19 protein-coding genes are annotated in these 18,230 nt (G+C 34.0%); 3 read left to right on the top strand and 16 right to left on the bottom strand.

Features of this window, described 5'->3' with window-relative positions:
• Positions 1-305 precede the first annotated feature (305 nt).
• The 5 genes from NQ499_RS06120 to murI all read right to left on the bottom strand — a co-directional run bounded on the left by NQ499_RS06120 (position 306) and on the right by murI (position 4,261).
• A complete protein-coding gene (locus NQ499_RS06120; RefSeq protein WP_006506544.1) occupies positions 306-1,253 on the bottom strand; it encodes a D-2-hydroxyacid dehydrogenase in 948 nt (315 codons plus the stop codon).
• An 11-nt stretch (positions 1,254-1,264) separates the two neighbouring features.
• The gene (locus NQ499_RS06115; RefSeq protein WP_040390100.1) at positions 1,265-1,660 is read right to left on the bottom strand and encodes a BRcat domain-containing protein; all 396 of its coding nucleotides are present in this window, start codon (positions 1,658-1,660) and stop codon (positions 1,265-1,267) included.
• Positions 1,661-1,743: 83 nt separating this feature from the next.
• Complete coding sequence (locus NQ499_RS06110) at positions 1,744-2,634, bottom strand: S1C family serine protease (protein ID WP_006506546.1); 891 nt, start codon at positions 2,632-2,634, stop codon at positions 1,744-1,746.
• Between the two features lie 79 nt (positions 2,635-2,713).
• On the bottom strand, positions 2,714-3,457 hold the full coding sequence (locus tag NQ499_RS06105; protein ID WP_040390101.1) for an N-acetyltransferase: 744 nt from the start codon (positions 3,455-3,457) through the stop codon (positions 2,714-2,716).
• Positions 3,458-3,493: 36 nt separating this feature from the next.
• Positions 3,494-4,261, bottom strand: coding sequence for a glutamate racemase (gene murI, locus NQ499_RS06100; RefSeq protein ID WP_040390102.1), 768 nt, complete (start codon positions 4,259-4,261; stop codon positions 3,494-3,496).
• A gap of 113 nt (positions 4,262-4,374) precedes the next feature.
• Between murI and NQ499_RS06095 the strand changes: the two genes are divergently transcribed.
• Both NQ499_RS06095 and NQ499_RS06090 read left to right on the top strand, forming a co-directional pair.
• Positions 4,375-4,635 carry a hypothetical protein gene (locus tag NQ499_RS06095; RefSeq protein ID WP_006506549.1) on the top strand — a complete coding sequence of 87 codons (261 nt, stop codon included), beginning with the start codon at positions 4,375-4,377 and terminating at the stop codon, positions 4,633-4,635.
• Positions 4,619-6,166 (top strand): ABC1 kinase family protein, encoded by a 1,548-nt coding sequence (locus NQ499_RS06090; RefSeq protein ID WP_006506550.1) that lies wholly within the window; start codon positions 4,619-4,621, stop codon positions 6,164-6,166. The genes NQ499_RS06095 and NQ499_RS06090 overlap by 17 nt, the downstream gene beginning before the upstream one ends.
• A 25-nt stretch (positions 6,167-6,191) precedes the next feature.
• Here NQ499_RS06090 and NQ499_RS06085 read toward each other — a convergent pair whose 3' ends face one another.
• From NQ499_RS06085 to NQ499_RS06055, 7 genes are all read right to left on the bottom strand, one after another.
• Entirely contained in the window at positions 6,192-8,342 is a 2,151-nt protein-coding gene (locus tag NQ499_RS06085; protein WP_006506551.1) for a Tex family protein, read from the bottom strand.
• 35 nt (positions 8,343-8,377) lie between these two features.
• Positions 8,378-9,682 carry an alpha-amylase family glycosyl hydrolase gene (locus NQ499_RS06080; RefSeq protein WP_040390103.1) on the bottom strand — a complete coding sequence of 435 codons (1,305 nt, stop codon included), beginning with the start codon at positions 9,680-9,682 and terminating at the stop codon, positions 8,378-8,380.
• 118 nt (positions 9,683-9,800) lie between these two features.
• Complete coding sequence (locus tag NQ499_RS06075) at positions 9,801-10,076, bottom strand: hypothetical protein (protein ID WP_006506553.1); 276 nt, start codon at positions 10,074-10,076, stop codon at positions 9,801-9,803.
• Between the two features lies 1 nt (position 10,077).
• Positions 10,078-10,776: a Panacea domain-containing protein gene (locus NQ499_RS06070; RefSeq protein ID WP_050772184.1), complete on the bottom strand. Its 699-nt coding sequence runs from the start codon at positions 10,774-10,776 to the stop codon at positions 10,078-10,080.
• A gap of 89 nt (positions 10,777-10,865) precedes the next feature.
• Positions 10,866-11,189, bottom strand: coding sequence for a DUF1828 domain-containing protein (locus tag NQ499_RS06065; RefSeq protein ID WP_155812860.1), 324 nt, complete (start codon positions 11,187-11,189; stop codon positions 10,866-10,868).
• Positions 11,190-11,280: 91 nt separating this feature from the next.
• The gene (locus NQ499_RS06060; protein ID WP_006506556.1) at positions 11,281-11,583 is read right to left on the bottom strand and encodes a YolD-like family protein; all 303 of its coding nucleotides are present in this window, start codon (positions 11,581-11,583) and stop codon (positions 11,281-11,283) included.
• Positions 11,576-12,835, bottom strand: a complete 1,260-nt coding sequence (locus NQ499_RS06055; RefSeq protein ID WP_006506557.1) for a Y-family DNA polymerase — start codon at positions 12,833-12,835, stop codon at positions 11,576-11,578. The genes NQ499_RS06060 and NQ499_RS06055 overlap by 8 nt, the downstream gene beginning before the upstream one ends.
• Positions 12,836-12,987: 152 nt before the next feature.
• Between NQ499_RS06055 and NQ499_RS06050 the strand changes: the two genes are divergently transcribed.
• On the top strand, positions 12,988-13,584 hold the full coding sequence (locus tag NQ499_RS06050) for a LexA family protein (RefSeq protein WP_259848715.1): 597 nt from the start codon (positions 12,988-12,990) through the stop codon (positions 13,582-13,584).
• Here the strand turns inward: NQ499_RS06050 and NQ499_RS06045 are convergent.
• The 4 genes from NQ499_RS06045 to NQ499_RS06030 form a co-directional block, all read right to left on the bottom strand.
• The gene (locus tag NQ499_RS06045; RefSeq protein ID WP_040390105.1) at positions 13,576-14,313 is read right to left on the bottom strand and encodes a tubulin-like doman-containing protein; all 738 of its coding nucleotides are present in this window, start codon (positions 14,311-14,313) and stop codon (positions 13,576-13,578) included. The genes NQ499_RS06050 and NQ499_RS06045 overlap by 9 nt on opposite strands.
• Positions 14,314-14,423: 110 nt before the next feature.
• Entirely contained in the window at positions 14,424-14,588 is a 165-nt protein-coding gene (locus NQ499_RS06040) for a hypothetical protein (RefSeq protein WP_155812872.1), read from the bottom strand.
• Positions 14,589-14,753: 165 nt separating this feature from the next.
• The gene (locus NQ499_RS06035) at positions 14,754-15,017 is read right to left on the bottom strand and encodes a DUF1292 domain-containing protein (protein WP_006506561.1); all 264 of its coding nucleotides are present in this window, start codon (positions 15,015-15,017) and stop codon (positions 14,754-14,756) included.
• Positions 15,018-15,073: 56 nt separating this feature from the next.
• Entirely contained in the window at positions 15,074-18,229 is a 3,156-nt protein-coding gene (locus tag NQ499_RS06030) for an AAA family ATPase (protein ID WP_006506562.1), read from the bottom strand.
• Between the last annotated feature and the right edge of the window lies 1 nt (position 18,230).

Below are 18,230 nucleotides of genomic sequence, written 5' to 3'. Positions count from 1 at the left end.
CGTCTCAGGATACTTGTTGCCTTTCCCCCTCGCCCTCACAGGTCCATTTATCATTGTGGTACTACCAGGTTTCCAGCATCCCCAGCTCTCTATCAGCCCTCTACAAAGTTTTATCTCCCGCTCTTAGGTTTATCTGAATGTTACATCACAACACATTCATTGTCAACACATTTATTTATATTTTTGTATATTTTCGAATATTGCTTAACATATTTGTGTATATAATAAATATCCTGTTCAAACGAACAGGATATTCGTATTTCCTTTTTTATCGTATCCTTTTTACAGGGTCCATTTTACTATTATTAATAGCCTTTTGTTCTATTAACAAGGTTTTCTAATGGTTCCTTGTTCTTTAAGTGATTGAGGTTTCTAATGACTAATTGTGTATAATAGTCCTGTACGCTCTTCCAATGGTACCCGCCAGAACAATGCGGTGTAATCATGACTCTCGGATTTTTCCATAATGGTGAATCAGCTGGTAATGGTTCTTCTTCAAAAACATCAAGTAATGCCCCACCAATAGACTTATTGTCTAATGCTTCTAATAAAGCATAAGTATCAATCACACTACCTCTACCTACATTACATACAATAGCATCTTCTTTCATTAATGAAAACTCATCATGGCTTAACATATGGAATGTTGCATTGGTTGCTGGTAAAGAAGTAATAATATAATCCATCTTTGGTAATACATCATGTAATTCTTTAGAAGTGATAATATTATCACAATAAGGATGTTCCTTATAAGAGTTTCTTAGTCCTGTTACATTGGCACCAAGTACCTTTAATACTTTCGCAAATTCAGTACCGATATCCCCTACTCCAAGCAATAAGACATTTGAGCCATAAATTTCTCTACCAGTAAATAATGGTGTCCATCTTGCTTCTTTCTGTCGATCATAATAAAAACGTAGATTCTTATTAAAGCTGAAGATCATTCCCATCATATGTTCACAGATGGCATGACCATAGCTACCACTTGCATTTGTAAGAAGTGTTTGTCTATTTAAGATATTTGGCAAAAGAAATTGATCATTACCTGCACTATTTAACAATAATGCCTTAAGTGTAGGTCTATTCAAGTTAAATTGTCTTGGTGGATTACCTACAATGACATCTGCTTCATCAATCATTTCCTGTGTTAAATCATCTTTGTTTACCTTTAAAAGGTTCATATCAGAACATGACTTTTTAATAAGTTCAATATTTGAATCATCTAAAGCTGGAATAAGTAATACCTTCAACATATTAGTCCCCCCTAAGTTCTTTTGATAAACTTAGTATGACACTTTGGACAGCTGATTTCAATCTTTCCACGTCCTTTGGGTACTCGAACAACCTGTTTACATGTTGGGCATTTATAATATTTATGTGTTTTATCTTTTCTTTTTTTCTTAAAGAAATCTACCTTTTTTGTAATAGGTGCGATAAGCTGTACATATTTCTGATTTTCCTGATAACGTTTATAGATATTCCTAGAAAATATTCTGAAATAAATATAAATCATCAAAAATAAGCTTAAGATCATTAATGGTTTTGAACCAGTAAATAACTCTATAATAACTAAAATAAACAATAAATACATGAGATGACTGTTGAGCTTATCTGCTCCACCATATCTTCCCTGCATGAATCTTATAAATTTTTCTTTCATAAAATACCTCCATGTCATTAATATAGTATTTAATTATAAACTCCATATTAACAAAAAAGGACAGAAACTGTCCTTTTTGTCCATTATCTACTTTTGTTGATGAGTTCTTTCGCAATCTTTAATGCAGTATTTGAAGGAATCGCAAATCCTAAACCTTCACTGTTTGTATCGGATGATTTTGCATTCACAATACCAATGAGATCACCATTTCCATTAAATAATCCTCCACCAGAGTTACCTGGAGAAACGGCTGCATCTGTCTGAATAACTGAAATAGAAATAGTCTTAGAAGAGCTATAAAGCTGACCAAAACGACCATACTCACTAGATGAAGACGAGTCATCGTTGTCTAGCTGTACTGTAATCTTACGATTTAAGGCTGATACGATACCTGAAGTAATAGAATCACTGAATGTACCTTCTGGGTTACCTACGGCGTAAGTTGACTGACCTTGAATTAATTTATCACTATTCGCAAATGTTGCTGGTTTTAAATTAGTTGCATTGATCTTAAGTACCGCAATATCATTATCACTATAAGTTCCTACTAATGTTGCATCATATGTTTTATTATCACTTGTAGTGACCTTAATTGTACTTGCACCAGAAACAACATGGGCGCAGGTAATAATATAACCATCGCTACTCATGATCACTCCTGAACCGGCACCACTTGATACCTGTGACCCATACCAGAAGTTATCTCTTGAGATATTTTCAGTAGTAATAGCGACAACACTTTGTGTCATCTTAGAAGAGATACTTGATGCATCATTTGATGTACCTGTTGCTTTAGTTGTAGTAGTCTTTGTCACTACTGTAGTACCCTGGTTATTCATAAAATAAGAACCAGCAGCGCCTCCACCAAAACCTAATGCCACAACAATAAATGCTTTACCTATATTTTTGCTTAAACGACTGACTTTCTTTTTATTCTGCTTTTCATAAACATCTTTTAAATTTTCGTTGTTCATAATACCACTCTCACTTTCTGATTCTAGTATATATCTTAAACTTAATACCTAAATGTGGTTTTTGTGGGAAAATATGTTATTACATATCTATTCCTGCATATTTCAAAAATTTCTTTTCATTGAGGATTCCTTGTGTTAAAAACTCTCCATCTTTAAATAATGCATAGGTAGAAACTGGTGTTGGAAGGTTCTGTGCCTGTTCACGTGTTGTAATATGAATCGTTTTTAAAGGAATGTTGTATTCTTTTGCCACTTCTTCTATGCGTGGTACCCAATAGTCTGTAAAAGGACATTGATCTGTATAATATAATACAAAGCCCTGTTCATTGATATGCGGATGTTTGGCACATTCTTTAAACTGTGGTGGATTACCTTCAGTGAGCGGAAGATACATAAGTACAATACCATTATCTGATTCATCGGCTATCTTAAACCCTTTATGTGTCAAATATTTATAATCAGAAAGGAACTCCTTCTTACGTCCTTTGGACGATAGAATACAAACGCCTTTATAACCTTTTTGACGTGCATCTTCTAGACAATAGTTTAATAACTCACTTGAATAGCCATGTCCTTTCATTGAACCAGATACCCATAAACAATTGATATACATATAGTTATTACTTGTAATAGGTATCCAGGCATATTGATCTGGAATATATTCAATAAAACATTTACCTCTTTCTTCACTGCGATAAAATACTAAACCTTCATCAAATCTTTCTTTTAACCATTCTTTCTTTTGAAGACTCTTCTTATTAGACATAGCACAACATATATGTTCTGTGTCTATGTTGTCTTTATTAATAATAATATAGTTCATACGTTCTCCTAGTAAAAAAGCCATGTGAATGGCTTTTTAGATGATTGGTGTATTCATAAATGTTTTATAGATAGGAATTTCATCTTCCTTGGATGAACCATAAAGGATATCTCCTTCTTTCTGGTCATTCAAACAATCACATTCCTTTAAACAATTATAAAGATGTTTACTTGTTCCATAAGCTCCATCAAACATCGGAATATCACCTAAAACTGTCGCTATTTGATCTTTTACAAATGGATAATGTGTACATCCCAGTACGACACTATCTACTTTACCTTTATAAGGACCTATTAAATCTGTAAGTAATTCAATGAGATCTGGTTCATCTAAATTTCCCTGTTCAATACGTTTAGCAAGTCCATAACATGGAACTGGAATAATAGTGGCTGATTTATCATATCTTTCAGCTAATTGATGAAACTTATCTAAACGTAATGTATTGGCTGTCGCCATTACAAGAATACAGCTGTTCTTCTTAGATAAAGCTGCTGGTTTTAATGCAGGTTCTATACCTATAACAGGAATATCTGTATATTTTTCTCTCAATAATGTCACTGCAGCACTTGTTGCTGTATTGCAGGCAATTACGATGGCCTTTAAATGCTTCTTCTTATTCATGTTCTCTATCGCATTAAGAGTAAGCTGCTGGACATCTTCTAATGTTTTCTCCCCATAAGGTGCATTAAGTGAATCACCAAAGAAATAAAGATTCTCTCCTGGCATCATTTCATGAATAGCCTGTAAGACACTCACTCCTCCAACACCTGAATCAAATACACCTATATATTCTTCTTTCTTCATACTGATAACTCCCTTTCGTTTTTTCATTATAGCACAATTATTCTTTCAAGGTCTATATTACTTAACCACTGGTTTTAGTTGTGATAAAATAGTATTTGAAAGGAGGTATTCATATGGCTATGAGTGAATTGTTGAAAAAGACAGTACTTGTAGGTATTGGTGCAGCTGCTGAAATCGCTGATCGTTCTAAAGACTTAACCGATAGTCTTGCGAAAAAAGGTCAGGATACCATCAATAAAGGACGTGCGATGAATGAAGAATTAAAAAGAAAAGCACGTGAAGACTTGTTAGAACATGTAGAAAACATGACTGAAGAAGAACGTAACGCTTTGCGCCAGAAGCTTGATGCATTAGATCATGAAGAAAATCAGTAATATTAAACGTATGAGAGAAATACTCTCTATCATCAAGAAACATGATATTAAAAATGGTCTGACTCCTATTAAGGCAAGAGAGATGATTGAAGAGCTTGGCCCTACTTATGTCAAATTAGGACAGATCATGTCAATGCGTAGTGATTTAATACCTCTCGAATACTGTAAAGAGTTTGAAAAACTAAGAGCGTCTATTGCGCCTCTTAGTTTTTCTACTATTCGTAGTATTATTGAAGAAGAACTAGGACGGCCAATAGAGAATGTATTTAAGAATATAGAAGAAAAGCCTATTGGATGTGCGTCTATTGCGCAGGTTCATTTAGGACATTTATTAAATGGTGATACAGTTGTATTAAAGGTTCAAAGACCTCATATTCATGAAATCATGGAAGCTGATGTACGTATTATGCATAAGTTTCCTCGCTTGTTGAAGATGGTGACGGGAACAGGTGATCTGATTGATTATCGTTCTATTATTGATGAATTATGGCGTACAAGCCAGACAGAGATGAACTTTTTAAACGAAGCGAATAATCTGAATGTCTTTGCGAATAATCAAAAAGATATACGTTATATTAAAGCACCTCATGTCTATAATGAATATACAACCAATCATTTACTTGTTTATTCTTATATTGATGGTATTCCTATTGATGCAATAAAGAGATTAAAGTATGAAGGATATGACTTAGATGAGATTGCCTTGAAGATGGCCGATAACTGTTGTAAACAGATTCTAGATGATGGATTCTTTCATGCAGACCCTCATCCTGGCAATATCTTAATAGATGAAGGTCAAATTGCCTGGATAGATTTTGGCATGATGGGAACTGTGTCATCCTTTACTCAGCATATCTTATCGCTTGCTTTACAGGCACTCATTGAAGATGATATTTATGATCTAGAAGAAGCATTCTTGATGTTAGTAACACCGGATCATGAGATAGATGAAACACAATTATTACAACAATTAAATTCAATTGTAAGTGAATATAAGGCAAAGAGCTTATCTGATTATAACTTCTCTGAATTAATCCAGAAATGTTTTGATATTGTGACAAGTAATGATATTGCGATACCAACAGAACTCACTTTACTGTGTCGTTGTTTAGTGACTCTTGAAGGAACTTTAGAGAAGATCAGTCCAACTTCTAATTTGATTGAAATATTAATTAATCATAAGCGTAATACAGTACTAAAAGATCTGAATTATAAGGATCAAGGATTAAAAATAGGTCAGAACCTTTATAAGACACTAAAGAAAAGCTATGCGTTACCTCAGATTGTCTATGATTTAATCAAGATGAGTAAGAATGGTCAGTTACATGTCAATGTGACTGAGAGTGATGATTACAATAGAACAACTTATCAAAAGAAACAGTTCTCAATCATTATAAAAACAGTATTTAGCTGTATGTGTATGTTATGTGGTGTATTGACTGAGTCTTATTATATGTCTATTGTATTATTTACTATTTCTATGTTACTTGGTATAGATGTATTCTTTCACCTAAGGAAGCTAAAAAGATGATTCCGTTTTTTGGAATCATCTTTTTCTATTTGTTGGGATCAATCATAGTTAATTGAACTTTATGTCTTTGTTCATCAATTGTATCTACCCATGTCGTTACGATATCTCCTACAGAAACAACATCACTTGGGTGTTTAATACGGTTTTTACTCATTTTAGAGATATGGACAAGTCCGTCTTCATGTAATCCAATATCTACAAAGGCACCGAAGTCTACGACATTGCGGACTGTCCCTTCTAGCTTATCGTGTACATGAAGATCTTCTAAAGTCAAGATATCCTGTCTTAAGATTGGTCCATCATAATCATCACGATAGTCTCTTAGTGGTCTCATAATAGAGTCTAAGATATCTTTAAGTGTATAGTCATCTAGTCCTGTAAGTTCTTTAAGTGATGTAATGTTAGCCTGTGAGACAGCCTTCTTACATGCATCTGTTCCTAAATCATTAGTCGTTAAGTTTAATGCCTTTAAGATTGCTTTTGTCGCATCATAAGATTCTGGATGGATATTCGTACGATCGAGTGGCTCACTGCCCTCTTCTATTCTTAAGAATCCGGCTGCCTGCTGGAAAGCCTTCGGTCCAATTTTAGGAATCTTCTTCATTTCTTTACGGCTCATGATCTTACCATTTTCTTCACGATAAGCGACAATACTATTGGCTGTTGCCGCATTGAGTCCAGATACATTTTTTAGAAGTGTTGGACTGGCTGTATTGATATTTACACCAACTAGGTTAACCGCTTTTTCTACAACGAAATCAAGTCTTTCTTTAAGTTGTGTAGTAGGAAGGTCATGCTGGTACTGCCCTACTCCAATAGACTGGGGATCGATTTTGATAAGTTCTGATAAAGGATCAAGTAGTCTTCTTGCGATAGAGATAGCACTTCTTTGTTCAACATGAAGATCTGGGAATTCTTCTATCGCTAGTTTTGAAGCACTATAAACACTTGCCCCTGCTTCACTGACTATTGTGTAGCTCACAGGTAAGTGATATTTCTTAATAGTATTTGCGACAAATGCTTCACTTTCACGACTGGCTGTTCCATTCCCAATCGCAATCAGGTTAACATCATACTTCTGACATAAGTCTACAAGTTTCTTTTCTGATTCCTTCACCTTTGCGACTGGAGGATGTGGGTAGATAACATCGACTGTAAGCTTCTTACCTGATTCATCAATAACTGCAAGTTTACATCCTGTACGAAAAGCTGGGTCAAAGCCTAAGATTCTCTTATTTTTCATCGGTGCCTGTAAGAGAAGCTTGCCTAGATTATCAGAGAAGACATCAATACTTGCATCCTGTGCTTTTTCAGTAAGAGTATTTCTCACTAATCTTTCAAGTGATGGATAAGCAAGACGCTTTAAGCCATCATCAATGGCTTCATCGACATATTTTGCTGTTGGGCTCTTAGGATTCTTAATATAACGTCTTACGACAAATGTTTTGATATAGTCTTCATTGATACTAATAGAGACATTGAGGATTTTTTCTTTTTCTCCTCTATCGATAGCCATAATACGATGTGTCGCAATACGTGAGACATTTTCAGAATAGTCATAATACATCTTATAGGTCATCTTTTCATCAATCGCATTCTTCTTTTTAGATGTGACAAGTCGTCCATAATGCATCATAGAATCAACAATCTTATTACGTACTGTCATATCATTAGAAATTTTTTCTGCAATGATATCCTTAGCACCCTGCAATGCCTCTTCTCTAGAAGTGATTGTATCATTCAAATAGGCATCTATATCTTTTTCATTAAATATACGTGGTAAAGAAAGAAGTGTTTTAGATAAAGGTTCTAGTCCAGCTGTAATGGCTACACTCGCTCTTGTTTTCTTTTTCTGCTTATATGGACGATAAATATCTTCGACCTGTGATAAACGTGTACAAGCTTCAACCATCTTCACAATATCATCATTTAAATGTCCAAGTGTTTCTATTCTTGCAAGAACTTCTTCTTTTCTCTTTTTAAGATTGACCTGATAGTCATATTGTTCCTGGATTACACGGATCTGTTCTTCATCTAATCCATGAGTGAGTTCCTTACGATAACGAGCAATAAAAGGAACTGTACAGCCATCTTCTAATAACTTTAATGTATTTTGTATCTGCTCTGTCTTAATATTTAATTGTTCTGAGATTTTAAGTATAATATCTTCCTGCATCTTTTTCTCCTTTATAAAAGGCTGATTGCTCAGCCTTATGCATGCTTATATAAATATGTGATTGAAAGTGGTGGTAATTCTAATTGTCCGTTATAATCCACCATTTCTCCACTCATAAGATTCTGATAAGAACCCTGTTCAATAGGTGGATAGATTGTATAAGGTGCATCATCAATATTTAATGCGACCACAATCTTTTCTCCTTCATAGTTTCTTTCTAATACATATTGTTTATTAGTCAATACAAGATCTTTATAATCTCCCATAGAGAGTGCTTTATGTCCTCTACGCATATGAATATATTTAGAAACTAAATCGGATAAATCATTTGGTGCAGGTGCATCAAGTTCTGGACGAAGTGGTGCATCAGTCACTCCTTGAATCTTTTCACCCTTAATACCCCATTCAGAACCATAATAAATACATGGAATACCAGGAACTGCCATAAGTAAGCCAAACACTAATGGTAGTTTTCTTTCATCAGTCAAAGTACTAGATATTCTATTCACATCATGGTTATCTACAAATGTAAGCAAGTCTCTTCCTCTATACATATCCATCGCATTTCTCTTTAGTGTATGAGCATATTCAAACATATTCAAAGAATTGAATGAAGACCAGAAAGCTTTATATGATGGATAATCAGTAATCGCATCTAATTTAGCTTCTGTATACATATAACCTGCATTATCACCTAAAACTTCTCCTAGCATAAAGAAATCCTGTTTCTGACTCTTACAATGATCTGATAACATTGCCATAAACCATCTAGGTAATGAATAAGCAACATCTAGTCTTAAGCCATCAATATCAAAGCATCTGATCCAGTAATCGACTGCATCAAGTAAATAATGCTGAACATCAGGATTATCTAGATTTAATTTAACAAGCTCATAATGACCTTCCCATCCTTCATACCAGAATCCATCACCATAGCTTGAATCTCCATCAAAATTGATATGGAACCAGTTCGCATATTGGCTTGAAGGTCCTTTTTCCTGGACATCCCTAAACGCAAAGAAGCCTCTTCCAACATGGTTGAATACACCATCCAACACAACCTTAATACCATGTTCATGGAGTGTTTTACATACTTCTTCAAAGTCTTCATTTGTACCTAAACGCGTATCGATGAGATTATAGTCACGCGTATCATAGCCATGTGAATCACTGTTGAATACAGGATTGAAATACACAGCACCTATTCCTAATTCTTCGAGATATGGTACAAACTCCTTGATTTTTAAAATACGATGAGCCTGGATATCATCATTTTTTTCAGGCGCACCACAAAGTCCTAGTGGGCAGATTTGATAAAATACTGTTTCTTGATACCACACAATTAACACTTCCTTTCTTTTCTATTATACTTCATTTTAAAGTATTATCCAATTCATTTATATTATTAGTAATGCCGTTTTCTATATATCCATAATGTTTCTATTATCACTAAATATGTTATTGTATATATCGATTATGTTCAGGATTATATTCGCCCAAGAGTAATTCTATCTTGTCTTCATCATAATCTAAGTAAACATAGAAAACATAAATAAGCAGATCTCTAATCTGTTCATGAATGTCTGCCCCATAATAAAGACGTAAGATCTTCTCACAGCTTAATGCAAAACCAAGAATATCTTCTGTATCTTTATAATCCTCATATATATGATCAATCATCCACCCCATTTCTTCATTGATGGAATTCTTGAGTAGTGTATATAATTGTTCCATATTAGTTCCTCTTGAAATAGTTCTGTATATCCTGTTGCGGAATAACTGTTACTTTATCTTCCTGGTAGTTATTTTTCCATGGACCTGTTTTTGCGAGTGTGACAAGTGTCTTTAAAGGATAACGAGAGAATGTATTGAGAATATCATCAATGAATTGTTTCTTTGAATCATCAAGATGATGATAAGCATCTTCAATGATCTTATAACGTACATCATCCTGAACCTTAAATGGGAATGTAGAGAATAGATGATAGACATCAGGATAAATCACTCCCTGCTTCCATGCTTCACAATGTTCATGAAAAAGTGGTTCAGGATAAGAATAAGCCTGAATAAAATAAAGATAGGATTCTAACTGCATAGGAGTCAATTCTTCTAATTTATAAAAAAGATATGAGATGACTTCTAGAATCTCTTTTGAACAGGAAAATTGTGATTTAAGTTCCAGGCAGCGATTGATTGCCTTCTTAAAGGCAGGACCCATCTTTTCATGGTTTCTATTGACTAAATCCATCATATAATCAATATCACATAGCGCACTGTGAATAACTTGTGCATAATCAGGATGTGGTGTACTTCCCTGCAAATAACGTGTAATAGTGACTTCACCAAAGCCTAAAGCATAAGATAAGGGTGCTTTTCCTAGATGATAAAGAGACATCAAAGCTTCTATTTCTTCTTGTAGTGTAGTTTTACACATCTTATTCACCTTCTTCACATCCATTATAGCACATGATAGACTTTTTAAAAATATCTATCATATTCCTCGAATAAATAAAAAAGTGCACATCATTGTGAATATGCACTTCCCTGTGTGAATAGATTTTCTATTTCCAATAACATTTTCCCATACTCATTGAGCTTTGTATAAAGTTCATCATCATCAATCATCATAATGATTTCATTTTTACTGATCTGTGCATCATGCATATAACAGATAGCAGAAATTTTCTCCTTCATATCAGCGTCCAACTGATATGCATCCGCAATATTTGCGATAGTGGATGCCTGATCAGAAAGTGTATAAGACCGATTGTGTGAAAATGCATAAACGATAATAGGATCCCCTTTAAAATTCTTATAAGGCATCAACAATTTTTGATAATTCAGCACACGCCTCACTTCCCCTTCTATACTTATTATATCTGTACAACTTTTAATAAAGAAAGGTGTGGCAAAAGATTGGGCATGAAAAAAGAACACATTATAGTTCTAATGAACAGATATTCATTAGCTGTATTTTATGATTATTTATATAGATATAGTGATGAGTGAGGTTGATAGATTGTACAATTCCTGTGATTTTTGAATAAGATGAACCAGTATAATAGATGACCTCTACTTGATCACCTTCCTTTAACTGATGAATCTTCCAATCCAATTCATAATATTGATCTTCGCATAGTTCTTTTCTTGGAACAGATGTATCTTCTATAAGCAGTTCTTTAAATCCTTTAAGTGCATCAAAACTTAAAAACAAGCGTGCACGATCCACCTTCTTAGGCATTATGACCTCCTATTAATGTATTTCTCTTCTCTGTAGTTGCTTTTTCCTGTTTATTCATAAGTTTTAATATTGCATTTTTCCCATACTTATGACGAATAGAGACAATCGCTCTCTGCAGCTTCTTTTCTTCCTCTAATGCCTCTATATCACTAAATAAATCATAGGATTCATGGCACTCATCTAAAATATCTCCAAAAGAAATAGAAATCTGTCTGATCATTCTACCCTTCTTGACTTTTAGATGATAAAGAGAGATGAATTCATCCATAAGAATATTCAAGGAATTCGTACAAACAGTCAACTTCCTTGAACCTCCTGTCCATCCCCCGCCATCTGTACGTGAATAACCGATATAAAGACTAATATGATTTGTGACAAGATGTGATTCAACAAGTCTTAAAACATTCAATTCAACCATCTCTTTCACAACAAGTAAGGCATCCTCATATTCATAATCAGAAAAGAGAACCTGTGAATTATTGACTGATTCATTCTTAGGACGATACTTCTTAATAGAAGCAATTGTAGCCGATTCTCGTCCCCAGGCATGATCAATTATATATTCAGCATTAATCCCAAACTCCTTATAGAGCACCTCTTCAGGAATCTGTGTAATACCATGCATATCCACCACACCTAGTCTTAATAGATGATTGGCTGTTCCACTTCCCATATGCCAGAAATCAGTAATTGGCAAATGATGCCATAAGTATTTCTGATAACGTTCTTCATCAAGTATGCCGATATTCTCTTTCGTATGCTTAGAAATAATATCAAGGGCGACTTTCGCAAGATAGAGATTGGTTCCTATTCCACAAGTCGCAGTAATATGCGTCTCGTCAAATACTGCTTTCATCAACATTTTCGCAAACTCTTTCGCACTCTTATGATAAAGATGCATATAAGACGAGATATCAATAAAACATTCATCAATAGAATAAACATGAATATCATCCGATGAGACAAAACGACAATAAATACGATAAATACGTGCTGAATATTCCATATAGAGATGCATACGAGGCATGGCAGTGATGTACTCAACCCCTTTAGGAATCTCAAATATACGACAACGATTATGAATCCCCATGCTTTTCATCTTAGGTGTAATTGCGAGACACAAAGCACCATTACCTCTTGTTGGATCCACAACAACAAGATTTGTCTTAAAGGGATCAAGATGTCTTTCACTGCATTCTACAGATGCAAAGAAAGTTTTCAAATCAATACATAGATATACTTTATTCATCATTTTCTCTCCTTCCTGTTATCACTATTATAGTAAGTGGTGGTGCATATTTCAATCTGTTTTGCACCATATTGATGATGTACATACATTGAGTGACGCATTTCATTGCACCAAAATGTAATTTATTGTATAATGCCTAAAAAGAGGTGGATTCAATGAATTTTAAAGATTATCTAAAAAAGTATAAGGAAAAGATGGGTGTATCAAATGAGTATATTGCGAAGCAGTTAGGCGTAAATCGTTCAACTGTTACTAGATGGTTAAAAGGAGATACAAAAGTAACCAATCCTGAAGTCATAGAAAAACTCTCTTTTATATTAGGCGCTGATGTAGAATCACTTATTAATAATGAAGAACGTTTTGAAAAGCCCGTGCTGGGAGAAGTTAAAGCAGGTTATGACTTGCTTATTGATGAAAACTTTGAAGGGTATGAACAGGTCACACAGGATGATTATTATCGTGGTGATTTCTTTTTACGTGTCGTGGGAGATTCTATGTCGGGGGCACATATTCATGATGGTGATCTTTTATATGTCAAGAAATGTCAGGATGTACCAAGTGGAACAATTGCGGTCGTCTTAATAGGACGTAGTGAAGTGACTGTAAAAAAGGTTATAAAAAAAGAAGGGTTACTGATTTTACAGCCAGCTAACCCTTCTGTAGATGCACGTTATTATTCTAAGGAAGAAGTAAAAAGTCTTCCTGTAGAAATTATTGGAAAAGCATTATATAGTCGTTCTGATTTAGTATAAGAATTCTTCAATCATTAATGTACTCATACGCTTTTTTAAGTCATCGAGTTTATCATCATCACCTAGACAAAAAGAAATGTGTTTATATTCTTCAAATAATGTCTTTCTGCAAGTGATTTCTCTTTGTCCGATTGTTGCATGATAAAGATGTTCCTGCGTAGTGATATTCATATTATGTTGTAATTCTTCTAAAGCTTCCTGACCATTTCGCTTCATCTGTTGATTCTTTTCATCCTGATCATCCGTGCTTTCAGCATCAAACATATAAGCACAAATACTATAGTTCTTATGATGGCATTCCCTAAACAAATCATGAATCATATAAGTGAAATCAACAAAGATGCCTCCGCCAGTACCACCAACAATACCAGATGCGATCAATACATTAATATGATCTTCTCCAGCAATAGAGATCATCTTCTCAATAAGTGTCTTAAATTCACTTCTAATACCTTCATAAACCTTTTCATCTCTAAAGATGCTCTGTCCAAGTGTTCTGTCACAATCTGTTCCACGAGGATCTAGGATAATGATTTCATCATTTGTTATATGTGTTTTCTTAACATGAGAAGTCATATCCACAATTCTCATTTCTACTCTATTTATATCATCATAATCATTTTTTATTTTACCTTTTAAGGAATCAATGACACCGCCACCAAGTCCTCCTAATCCTGCAATAATAATAGGATCTGCGAGATTCATGTTTCTACTAGATTGTAGCCCCATAAAATTATCCTCCATTTCTTACCACAAATAATTTAACCTTCACTATTCTAACATATTTTATACACATTACAATGAAAAATAGAAGAAGCTGTAAGGCTCAATTAAGAACCTTACAGCTTCCTTTTTTGCATATAATGAGATGCCTTGACGACAAGGTAACGATCAGAATACTGATAGCCATTTCTCATCATATGTATATTGGAGAATTTCTTTTGGCATTTGAACTGATTATCTTCCCCATTATAATCAGCATTTGTCTTTTTCTCTTCTTTCATAAGATAATGCTTCCCCTCTTTCAATGCCATACTCTATTATACAGTAACAATTATATATTACAACACCCAAATATAACTATTTTTTATTTATATTCTCTTTATGTATACAATTAGAAATATCATGCACAAATAATGACTTCCAGAAAAAAAAGAATAGGCAATCGCCTATTCTTCTACAAAATTGAATTTATCTTTGTTTCTTTCTTTGAATACTTCAAAGAGAACATTAGTCAATTCCGGTGTGATACCTAATAAGCCATCTACACCCTCATCTTTAGTAGGCACTACTTCATAGATAGAGACCTGAGTTGTAGATTCATTATGTGGCATAAGGACGACATATGTACGCTCTTCATGAGTGAATTGATCAAGCATCTTGAATTCAATATCTGTACCCGATGCATCTTTTAGTGTAATAATATTTTTCATTGTATTTACCTCGCACACTCATTATGCCATAAGTGTATATCATACGACAATCTTTTTTAGCTGATCTGCCATTTTACATGGGAACCATTGTCATCTTTTGAGACAACTAATTGATCTTCTATTTCCTGTTTTAATTCTGATACGTGAGAAATAATACCAATCAGCTTAGTTCCTTCTGACATATCCATAAGTACTTTAACAGCTTCATCTCTTGAATGATCGTCGAGAGAGCCAAAACCTTCATCAATAAACATGATATCTAAATCAATACCTGCAGCACTTTCCTTGATCTCATCTGCCATACCTAAAGCTAAAGAAAGTGCAGCCATAAATGATTCTCCACCGGACAATGTATTAATTTCTCTTTCAGAATCAGTCACAAAAGAATAAACCATTAAGTCCAGCCCTTTGTTTTTACCTTCTCCCGCCTGTTCAATATTCTTTAAATGTAATTCATATTGACCAGCAGACATGTCATAGAAACGTCTGTTGGCTTCAACAAGAATACGTTCTAGATATGTTCTTTGAACGTAGGTTTCTAAATCCATTCTAGATCCCGATACATTACCTGAAAGCTGATTATATAAAGTTGTCAATTGATGATTCTTATGAATCAGCTTTTTCGCATGAGTCACTATATCATCTAAGGTATTTAATGATTCGTTGTTATTTGTATAATTATGTTCTAATACCTGTACAACACCCGCTTGATTTTTATAAGTATCCATTGCCTGATTGTATTCATTTTCTAATACAGTAAGTTCAGGACATGGCTGTCCATTAATTCCTTTTTCAATTGTTTCCTTCTTAGAAGTATATTCAGAAAACTTTCTTGTATAGCTAATATACTGTTCATTAAACTGCTGAATATCTTTTTCCTGATACTTTGAAATAATATTCTGCCAGTCATCACACTGAAGTTCTTCGACTAGATGAGAATAATGGTTATCTGCCTGTTCAACTCTTTCTTTTAATCGTGGAAGAGATTCATTATAAGTGTTAATCAATGTATGACACTTATCATAGGCTGTTTGAGAAGCACTCACTTTCTGTTTAAATAACTTATAGGCAATATCTTCTGCCTCTTGATCCTTTATAAGTTTATCTAAAGCCTTCTGTGCTTCTTCTACTGATGCATAGCTTAACTGATTCTTTAATTGCGAAATAGTTGTATCAAGAGAAGCTTTCTTGACTTCATATTGATGAATCGCCTCAGTGATTGCAGTTTCCTTCTCTTCATATTGTTTCAACTTTATATCAATACTTTCAAGAAGTGTATTTAATTCATTGAAACGTTCTTTCTTATCTCTTAAATGATCAGCCTGTTGTTGTAATATCTGTTTTTCATTCACCAATGTCTTTTCAAATAATTCTAGATCATTATCACATTCAAGTATCGCACCAAGCTTGCTTAAATCTAGATCATATTTTGTTTTCATATCATCCAATGTTGTCTTTAAAGAAGAAGCCTTAGCACTTTCTTTCTGCATTAAGATGAGCGCCTGATCTTTTGTCTCTCTTAAATCTTTTAATTCTTCTTTGGTTGGTACCTTACCCTCTTTTAAGCAGGCAGGAGATGGATGATGGATAGAACCACACACAGGACAAGGAGTCCCTTCTACAAGAGTAGAAGCCAATATACCTGCCTGTGCATCTAGGAAGATCTTATTTGCCTCTTCATATATATGATTCTTCTTTCCATAGTTTTCACTTAAACGTGCATAGTTATGCTGCGTAGTGATGAATTCTTTTTCTTTAATTTGAATACTGTTGAAATCTTTGACTAGCTGATTATAAGATTCCACCTTCAGTTTGAAATCTTTACGCTGTGACTCTAATACAACGGCTTCTGTATCAACATCTTTTAAAGTGTCTAATTCTTTTTTGCCTTCTTCCTGCTTCTTAACTAATGATTTCTTAGAATTCTTTATATGATTCAGCTGTTCAATAGAATCATCTGTATGTTTATTGATATCAGATATTTCTTTTGTTTTATCACTTAATGTTTTTCTATTATCTAAATCTTTCTTCGTTTTATCCGTTTCTTGTGTACAATATCTAACAAATTCTTCGTGTTTTATATCAGCACGATTATCCTTTTCTTTTAGTTCTTCATACTTTGAACGCAGTTCAGGCTCTCTTTTTAACTCTTCATCGAGTTTACTTTGCGTTAATTTCAATTGCTTATCAGCGTCTACATAAGCATCATATGCCTGTTTGATCTTATAAGCATGATCAATTGTTGACGCCATCTTATAGTTATTTTCAATTACTTCTTTATGAGCAACTAAAGCAGTTAACTGTTTACTGGCTACTTCCAAATTTGAATAAGCATCAATCAGTTCTCTTCCCTTATCTAACTGAAACTTCTTCTCTTCCTTTAATTTTTCAGTTTCATTTAAAGATTGTTTCTGTTCATTCAGTTTTTCTTCCTGAATCTTACAATAAACTTCTAATTCTTGTACAAGTTCATCTAAGTAACTGATTTCTCCTCTTTTAATTGCTTCAATATAGAACACCAATTGTTCATATCCTTCATCCACACTTAAATGTCCTGCTTCACTCATACATTTTGTCTTGATATCACCAATACTCTTCTCAGTTTCTTTTCTACGTTGATTGAGTTCTTCTACAATATCATTATAGATTTCTGTATGGAAAAGTTTTCTAAAGATTTCCTTCTTTTCATTCGATGTCTTACGTAATACATCCATGAACTCACCCTGAGCAATCATTGCGACCTGCATGAACTGTTCCTTAGTCAAATGAACAATATCAATAATCTTCTTATTGGCTTCCTTCTGCGGATACTCAGACCCATCCGGCATCATTAATGCGATACTTCCAGATTCAGCTTTCTCTTTTCTCAAGCCCTTTTTAGCCCCTGCTTTATAATAAGTATAATGTTGAGGAATACGATGAATCGTATAAATCTTTTCATCATCGCCATAACCTTGAGAGAAAGTAAGTTCTACATAGGGTTTGACGTCTAATGAGGCAAATTGGCTCTGCAAAAGAGTTCCTGTCTTTTTATTAAGAGTCGAACTGCTTTCACCATATAAAGCAAATACGATTGCATCAAAGATTGTCGTTTTACCTGCGCCAGTATCTCCAGTGATTAAGAATAAGTTCTGATTTGGTTCACTAAAGTCAATAATAGTTTTAGATGCATAGGAACCAAAAGCTTCCATTACAAGTTTAATAGGCTTCATA

Source organism: Catenibacterium mitsuokai (genome assembly GCF_025148785.1).
GTDB lineage: Bacteria > Bacillota_I > Bacilli_A > Erysipelotrichales > Coprobacillaceae > Catenibacterium > Catenibacterium mitsuoka.
Note: the sequence above shows the minus strand (reverse complement) of the source record. Positions and strands in the feature narration are given on the sequence as shown.